The sequence below is a fragment of the Candidatus Hydrogenedentota bacterium genome, assembly GCA_012730045.1.
Lineage (GTDB): Bacteria > Hydrogenedentota > Hydrogenedentia > Hydrogenedentales > CAITNO01 > JAAYBR01.
In genome coordinates, this window is record JAAYBR010000146.1 from 1 (window position 1) to 7,532 (window position 7,532).

The following is a 7,532-nucleotide window of genomic DNA, read 5'->3' on the forward strand; positions in this document are numbered from 1 at the left end:
CCCGCCGCAATTTCGGCTGCCCCGTTGGGGCATGATGGTTCTGCGCGGGCAACCCAGGGCAGGCCTGGCCCTTCGGGCGGCGGCCTGGCCTGGGCTATATTCGGCAACGCTTTCAGCGTTGAAGAGGCCGGATAAAGGGCGACTGCCGTACTCCACCCATAAAGCACCCACGGATTTTTATGCGATTGCCCTGGGGGGGGGTTGACACTACGAACGCCTTCGTATATACTTCGGGCATGGACACAGCCACGGGAGACACTGAGCCATGCCGGGAAAACAGACGACGCCCAATCCGACACAGGGGGAACTCGCCATACTGCGCGTGCTTTGGGAGCAGGGTCCCAGCACGGTGCGCGCGGTGTGGGAGAAGCTGAACAGCCAGAGCGGGACCGGGTACACCACGGCGCTCAAGCTGATGCAGATCATGGCCCAGAAGGGGCTGGTCAGCCGGGATGAGAGCCAGAAGACGCACGTCTACCGGGCCGCCATCGCCAAGGCGAACACCGAGCGCCGCCTCGTGCGCGACGTGCTGGACCGCGTGTTCGGCGGCTCCGCCGAGCGCCTGGTCATGCGCGCGCTGGAAGAAAAGGACATCGCGCCGGATGAACTGGCGCGCATCCAGGAACTGCTTGACCGAAAAGGAAGGGAACAATCATGAATGCGGAACTGCTCTCCCCCTGTGAACCGGCGCTTCGCGCCGTCGGCCAATGCCTTGTGCATTTCGTCTGGCAGGGCCTTCTGGCGGCCGGCCTGCTGGGCCTGCTCATGGCGGCGCTGCGCAAGAGCGCCGCGAATGTGCGCTACGCGGTGCTCTACGCGGGATTGATTGTCATGGCGGCCATGCCGTTTGCCACCCTGGCGGTGCTGCCTTCCGCGGCCGTGGTGACTGCAACCGCCGTCACTCCGGCCTCCCCCGCCTCCCCGTCACCCGGTGCGGACGCGGCGCCCGCGCCCGCCGCCGCGGTTCCCCTGCCGCCGCCAATGCCGCCGGCATCCGCCGCGGCGGCGGCGCCGCACACGGCCTCCCCCGCGGAGTGGCTGGGCCGCCTGCGGGGGGCGCTGGATCCGTGGATGCCCGGCGTGGCGTCCCTGTGGCTGTTTGGCGTGTGCCTTCTCGCGCTGTGGAACCTGAGCGGCTGGCTGCAGGTGCGCCGCCTGCGTGTGCGCGATGTGGCCGACGCGCCGCCATCCTGGCGGCAGAGTCTGGAGCGGGTTTGTCTCCGGCTGGGCGTGTCCAGACAGGTGCGCCTGCTTGAGTCCGGCCGGGTGGCCGTGCCGATGGTTGTGGGGACACTCCGTCCCGTCATCCTGCTGCCCGCCGCCGTGCTGACAGGGCTGACGCCCGACCAGGTGCACGCCCTGCTCGCCCACGAGGTGGCCCACATCCGCCGCCATGACTACGCGGCCAATTTGGTGCAGACCGCCATTGTGACGCTGCTGTTCTACCATCCCGCCGTATGGTGGGTGTCGCGGCGCATCCGCGAGGAGCGCGAAAACTGCTGCGACGATCTGGCGGTGCAAAGCTGCGGCGACAGCCTGCTGTACGCCCGGGCCCTGGCGGTGCTGGCCGGACAGTGCAGGGCATCCGCACCCCTGGCCATGGCGGCCACCGGCGGCGTGCTGCTGCGCCGGGTGGAGCGCGTGCTCGGCGTGCCCCAGCCCCGCGTCAAGGGCTGGACGCCGCTCGCGGCCGGATTGTGCATGGTTCTGGCGGTGGGTTCGGCCGTGGGCGTCCATCCCCACGCCGGCCCGGGAAGCATCCTGTTCGCCGCCCAAAGCGAGTTCCTGGGGCGCGCGGAAGACTTTATCGTTGACAACTTCCAGAAGGCGGCGGGCTTCTTCACCAAGAAAGAGAAGCCCATGGTGGACGTGGGCGGCGTTGTGGTGGATGAAGACGGCAACCCGGTGCCGAACGTTAAAGTTGAAGTGCTCTATCCCGTAGACATGGGCATGATGATGAGTGGCGACGCGGTGACGGACGCTGAAGGCCGCTGGCAGACAAAGATTCCGGAGGAAAGCCATCGTGTTTCCTGCCGTCTGGAACACCCCGATTTCGCATCCGACACTTCCGGTTCGTGGGTGACGGTGTCCGAGGACCTGCTCGCGGGCAAGTTCCGCTGCACCATGAAGCGCGGCGTGCGGCTGAAGGGCGTCGTGGTTGATGAAAACGGGGCTCCCGTGAAAGACGCGGTGATGGTCCGGGACTTCACCAACATTCATGACATCGCGGAGTACCGGGAACAGATTCGGAAGGGCGAGATCACCAATGCGGTCATTGCGGACGCGGACGGGCGCTTCGACCTGCCCACCGCATCGGACGAGGACTGCCGACTCTTTGTGTTTGCCGAAAACCTCGCGCCGCAACACCTGCGCCTGGGCAGGAAACGGGACGAACTGCGCATCGTCATGACGAAAGGCCGCGCCTGGAGCGGCATCGTCCATGATGCCGCCGGTGCGCCCATGGAAGGCGTGGGCGTTCGCAGCAATCTTTGGACTGTTGATCAGGGCCGCGCCATCATCGCCGTATACAGTTATGATGCAAGGACAGGCGCTGATGGCCGTTTTGCGCTTTCCGGCTTGCCCGAAGAGGGCACGATGGACTTCAGCACAAAGAAAGACAACTTCTTCAGCCGCGACATTGACTGGTCCGCGACGGAGGAGAATGAGACGGAATTCGTGCTGTATCCCTCAGCAGAACTTCAAGGCCGCGTATTGGACGCGGTGACGGGCAAGCCGGTCAAACATTTCACGGTTGATTTTGACCGCAGCGAGAAGGCGGAACCCATCGCCTCGTATTGGGTGCACAACCCGGTCAAGTACCGCGCCAGCAACGGCAGGTTCTCCGTGGAAACCGGGGCAAGCATGGGGAAGGTTCCGGGCGCGGTGCGGGTGCGCATCACGTCAGAAAACCACTACACGGCCTTCTGCGACCCCGTGTACGCCACCGAGTTCGCGTCGAATCCGCCGGACATACGCATGGAACCGGCGGAACCGCTGGCGGGAACGGTGCTGCTGCCTGACGGGCAGGCCGCAAAGGATGCGGCGGTGGCGCTGGTGGAGCCCTACCAGAACGCCTATATTGAGCAGACGCGCATAGACCCCAAAGTAGTGGATGACCCGTACAATCGTGCGACCACCGACGATGAGGGGCATTTTCGCCTGTGCCCCAGCAAGGGCCCGGCGCTGATTGTCGCGCTGCACGAGGCGGGCTGGGCGATTCGGCCGCTGGCGGACCACCACGAAAAGGACCCGCTGACACTGGCCGCCTGGTGCCAGTTGGAGGGAACTCTGACCGTGCAGGAGCGGCCGAAAGGGGAGGAAGCGCGTGTGGGCGTCACTGTGGCGCTGCCCGAGGAATGGAATGCGGGTGACTCCGTGAACTTCAACCTCAGCGCCGTGCCCGACGAAACCGGCCATTTCAAGATTGATTATGTGCCGGCACTTCCGCTGCGGGTGGGTGAATGGCGCCGCTGGGTGAAAAGCCATGCCGTTCATGTCACCCCGGAGCCCGGCAAGACCATGCAGGTCGGCTTCTGTGCGGACCGCAATGGCGCGGTGCGGGGCACACTCATCGTGGACCCCGCTTTCGCAAACCTCGGGGCCGAAACCGAAGAGCCCTGGCATTCCCCCCGGCGGCTGTTCATATCGGCCCGCCGCCATGGCGACGACGCCAAGGACAAGGACAACGGCTTTGTGCCCATCGTGCTGGAGGACGGAACCTTCACGCTTGACTGCCTTCCGCCCGGCGACTACGACCTCACGGCCTCGCTGCACGACGCGCCGCCGCAGAACGCCTGCGGCCGGGGCACGGCCGCGGCGCGCGCGGAGCGCGCCTTCACCATCGCGCCGGACCAGCCCGCGCCGCTGGAGTTGGGCGGTTTGGCCTTCTCCGCCATCCCCAAGCCGGGGGCGGGCGCCGTCGCCCCGGAACTGCAGGGCACCACGCTGGACGGCAAGGAATGGAAACTGGGCGACGAAAAGGGAACGCCCGTGCTGCTCGTTTTCTGGGCCACCTGGTGCGCGCCGTGCAAGGCGGAGATTCCCATCCTGAAGAACCTCTGGAAGGAGTACGGCGAAGGCGGAAAACTCCGGATTGTCGGGCTGAACCTCGACAGGGACATCAAGACCGCGGCCAAGTTTGCCGCCGCGCAGGAAATGGCCTGGCCGCAGTGCCATGTCGGCGGATTCAGCGAGGACAATCCGGCCACCACCGCCTATGGCGTCTCGTACATTCCCTCGAACTGGCTTGTTGACGCCTCCGGAAACGTGGTCGAGGCCAAGGTAGCCGCGGATGCCTTGGAGTCGGTGCTGGAGCGGCATCTGAAATAGGCATGCGGCAGGGTCTGTCCGCCCCTGGGCGGCCCGTCCCCCGCAGACACCGCGCCCGGAACAGCGCGCCGGGGCGTCCGCGAAAGACGCCCCGGCGCGAAATCTGTCCTGCGTTGCGGTCTATTTTCTCCCGGCGGTGCGTCCCGGCCATTTGTCCGTGCGGAAGGGGGAGGCGGGCAGGCCCGACGCGTTGGTGAGGGTGCACTCGGGGTTGTCCGCCCAGCCGTAGCGCACGGCCACGGGGTTGGGCACCTGCGGCGACGACACCACGACCTTCTTCCCCTCGATGCGGGCGTCGGCCCACACGAATTTGCGGTCGGCGCCCGCGATTTCGAAGCCCTTGAGCGGGGCGTTGCCCTGCGTGGACAGCCCGCAGGCGTGGTCGAACCACAGGTGCGCCGCGCCCTTCTTGAAGTGGACGCGCTTGTACAGGGGGCCGGACCAGGCGACGTCGCGCCCGTAGTCCTTCGCCAGCGCGTTCAGCGCGAGGCGCTTGCCGACGTCCTGCTTGTTCTTCGGGTGGATGTCCTTCTCCTCGCCGATGTCAATGATCACGGCCATGCCGGTGTTCTTGAGGCCGAGGGTCATGGTCTGCGCCTCGCGCAGCTCCGCCCACTCCGACTCCCCGGGCTCCGGCGCGCGCGCCAGGAAGTTGGCAAGCTGCACGAAGTAGAACGGGAAGTCGCCCTGGCCCCACGCCGCGCGCCAGTCCTCGATCATGGCGGGGAACAGCTCGCGGTACTGGTAGGCGCGGCCGGCGTTGCTTTCGCCCTGGTACCAGATGGCCCCGCGGATGCCGTAGGGCACGATGGGGGCGATCATGGCGTTGTACAGTCCCGAGGCGCGGTGCGGATGTTCCGGCCCGCGCGGCTCGCCGGGCTTGGACGGCTCGGGCTTCCCGTCGGCCTTCGCCTTGGCGGCGGCCTCCTCCCACGCGGCCAGATTCTCCTTGTACTTCTCCATCGCCGCGGGATACTTCTGAATTGTGTCATCCCACTGGTCCACGAGGCATTTCAGGTCGGGGTTGGAGGACAGCGCGCAGCGGCTGGTCCACGACTCGGCGGGCGTGCCGCCCCAGGAGGTGTGGATCAGGCCGACCGGGCGTTTCAGCTCCTCGTGCAGCGTGCGGCCGAAGAAGTAAAGCGCCGCCGAGAACTCGGGGATGTTTTCCGGCGTGCAGACCATCCAGGTTCCGTTGCAGTTGTCCTGCGGCTCCCCGGCCACCTTGCGCTCCACATGGAACAGCCGGATCTGCGGGTAGTCCGCCTGTGCGATCTCCGTCTCGGCGTCCCGCGACGACTTCACGGACATCTGCATGTTCGACTGGCCCGAGCCGACCCACACCTCGCCCACCAGCACATCGCGGAAGACCAGCTTGCTGTCCGTGCCGGAGATGGTCATCTCCACCGCGCCCTCCGCCTTCACCGGCGGCACCTTCACCATCCACTTGCCGCAGCAGCCCGCGGTGGTCGAGGCGCTGCGGCCGCCCAGCCACACCGTCACCTTCTCCCCCGGGTCCGCCTTTCCCCAGACCGGCACCGCCTGCCCGGCCTGCACCACCATGTGGTCGCCGAAAATGTTCGGCACCGTCACCGCCGCAAACAGCGGCCCGGCAAACAGTCCCAACGCCACGGCCAGACAGAAAACTTTCGCGCGCATTGTCCATTCCTTTCGGTTGGTGAAAGACACTTGGCCAGTCTACCAAATCAGCCGCGGCCGCCGGAATATCCGGGGCATGCGCCTGGCAGAATCACATGAGGGCGGTGCTGAAGTAGCGCTCGGCGCGGTCGCACAGGACGGTGGTGATGTTTCCCTTCATCCTTCCGGCCATCTGCCGGGCGGCCCAGACGTTGGCACCGGAGGAGATGCCGACCAGGAGGCCGAACTGCCCGCCGAGCTCGCGGGTGGTGGCGATGGCCTGCTCGTCCGTCACCTCGATGACGTCGTCAATCATGGAGACGTCGAGGATGGGCGGGATGAACCCGTCGCCGATGCCCTGGATCTGGTGGAGGCCCGGCTCGTGGCCGAGGAGGGCGGACACGTTCTTCGGCTCGACGGCGACCAGTTTCACGGAGGGGCGGTGCTCCTTGAGGAACTTCCCGACGCCCTGGAGGGTGCCGCCGCTGCCGACCCCGGCGACGAAGCAGTCAATGTCGCCGCTCATCTGGCGCCACAGCTCGCGGGCGGTCTGCTCATAGTGGATGCGGGGGTTGTCGGGGTTCTCGAACTGCTGGGGCACATAGATCCGGGGATCCTCCGCCTGCATGCGGCGCACGCACTCGACGGCGCCGGCAATGCTTTCGCCCGCGGGGGTGAGCACCAGGTCGGCGCCGAGCGCGCGGATCAGCTTCTTGCGCTCCTCGCTCATGTTCTCCGGCATGACGATGCGCACCTGGTAGCCCTTGAGCCGGCCGACCAGCGCGACGCCGATGCCCGTGTTCCCGGAGGTCGGCTCCACGATGACGGAGTCCGGCTTCAGCAGGCCCTTCGCCTCCGCCCCCTCCAGCATGGACAGGGCCACGCGGTCCTTGATGCTGCCGCCGGGGTTGAGAAACTCCGCCTTGGCGTAGATGGGCATGCCGCGGAGCTGGATCAGCGGCGTGTTTCCGATAAGCGCGAGGATGTTGTCTGTAAGCATGGTTCGCCCTTTGACCGTGGGGATGTCCGGCGCGGCGCGACCGAGGCGCCCGCCGGGATGCCCGGAAAGGATACCAAACCGGCCGGCGAATCACAACGGCGCGGCGGCCCCGGAAAGCGGGCGGGAGAGGTTGGGAAATGGAAGCGCTTGCGGGCCCGAGGTTTCTTCGCTTCGCTGCTAAGAAAGTACCGGGTTCGCTGGAGCGGCCCTGCCCCTGGGAGCGCCAAGCTTCCCCTTGGCTTTCGGGGAAACACTGATCGAACAGGCCCACGCGGAAGAACCCAAGAGGCCAAGCTGGAGCTTGGCGATCCCAGGGGGCGCGCGGTTTGGGCGATGGAGGGAGCCGAAGCCGTGGCGAGACGGGAGGGGCGCGCGGGGGCTCCCGCGACATCTGACGCCTGACACGCCTTTCTTCAACGAGATTCCCGCCCCCCGGGCGGTCAGGGACTCGCAATGACCGCAAAAAATGCGCGTCATTGCGAGCCCCTGACCGCCGTGAGGCGGGAATTCGCATAAGAAAGTTGGCTCCCTGCATGATGATGTCGCGGGTCCCACAGAGTGGCCG

4 protein-coding genes are annotated in these 7,532 nt (G+C 66.6%); 2 read left to right on the plus strand and 2 right to left on the minus strand.

The genetic code is table 11. From position 1 onward, the window contains the following. The first annotated feature begins 265 nt into the window (after positions 1–265). Together GXY15_16095 and GXY15_16100 are read left to right on the plus strand one after the other, a co-directional pair. On the plus strand, positions 266–658 hold the full coding sequence (locus GXY15_16095) for a BlaI/MecI/CopY family transcriptional regulator (protein NLV42733.1): 393 nt from the start codon (positions 266–268) through the stop codon (positions 656–658). Next, complete coding sequence (locus GXY15_16100; protein ID NLV42734.1) at positions 655–4,329, plus strand: redoxin domain-containing protein; 3,675 nt, start codon at positions 655–657, stop codon at positions 4,327–4,329. Before GXY15_16095 ends, GXY15_16100 begins: the two co-directional genes overlap by 4 nt. 120 nt (positions 4,330–4,449) lie before the next feature. Here GXY15_16100 and GXY15_16105 read toward each other — a convergent pair whose 3' ends face one another. After that, positions 4,450–5,988 (minus strand): sialate O-acetylesterase, encoded by a 1,539-nt coding sequence (locus tag GXY15_16105; GenBank protein NLV42735.1) that lies wholly within the window; start codon positions 5,986–5,988, stop codon positions 4,450–4,452. Between the two features lie 91 nt (positions 5,989–6,079). Continuing rightward, entirely contained in the window at positions 6,080–6,967 is an 888-nt protein-coding gene (gene cysK, locus GXY15_16110) for a cysteine synthase A (GenBank protein ID NLV42736.1), read from the minus strand. Positions 6,968–7,532 lie beyond the last annotated feature (565 nt).

Excerpts from the sequence above, each read along its gene's own strand:
- GXY15_16095 (NLV42733.1), top strand. The coding sequence starts at position 266 with ATGCCGGGAAAACAGACGACGCCCAATCCGACACAGGGGGAACTCGCC.
- GXY15_16100 (NLV42734.1), top strand. The coding sequence starts at position 655 with ATGAATGCGGAACTGCTCTCCCCCTGTGAACCGGCGCTTCGCGCCGTC.
- GXY15_16105 (NLV42735.1), bottom strand. The coding sequence starts at position 5,988 with ATGCGCGCGAAAGTTTTCTGTCTGGCCGTGGCGTTGGGACTGTTTGCC.
- cysK (NLV42736.1), bottom strand. The coding sequence starts at position 6,967 with ATGCTTACAGACAACATCCTCGCGCTTATCGGAAACACGCCGCTGATC.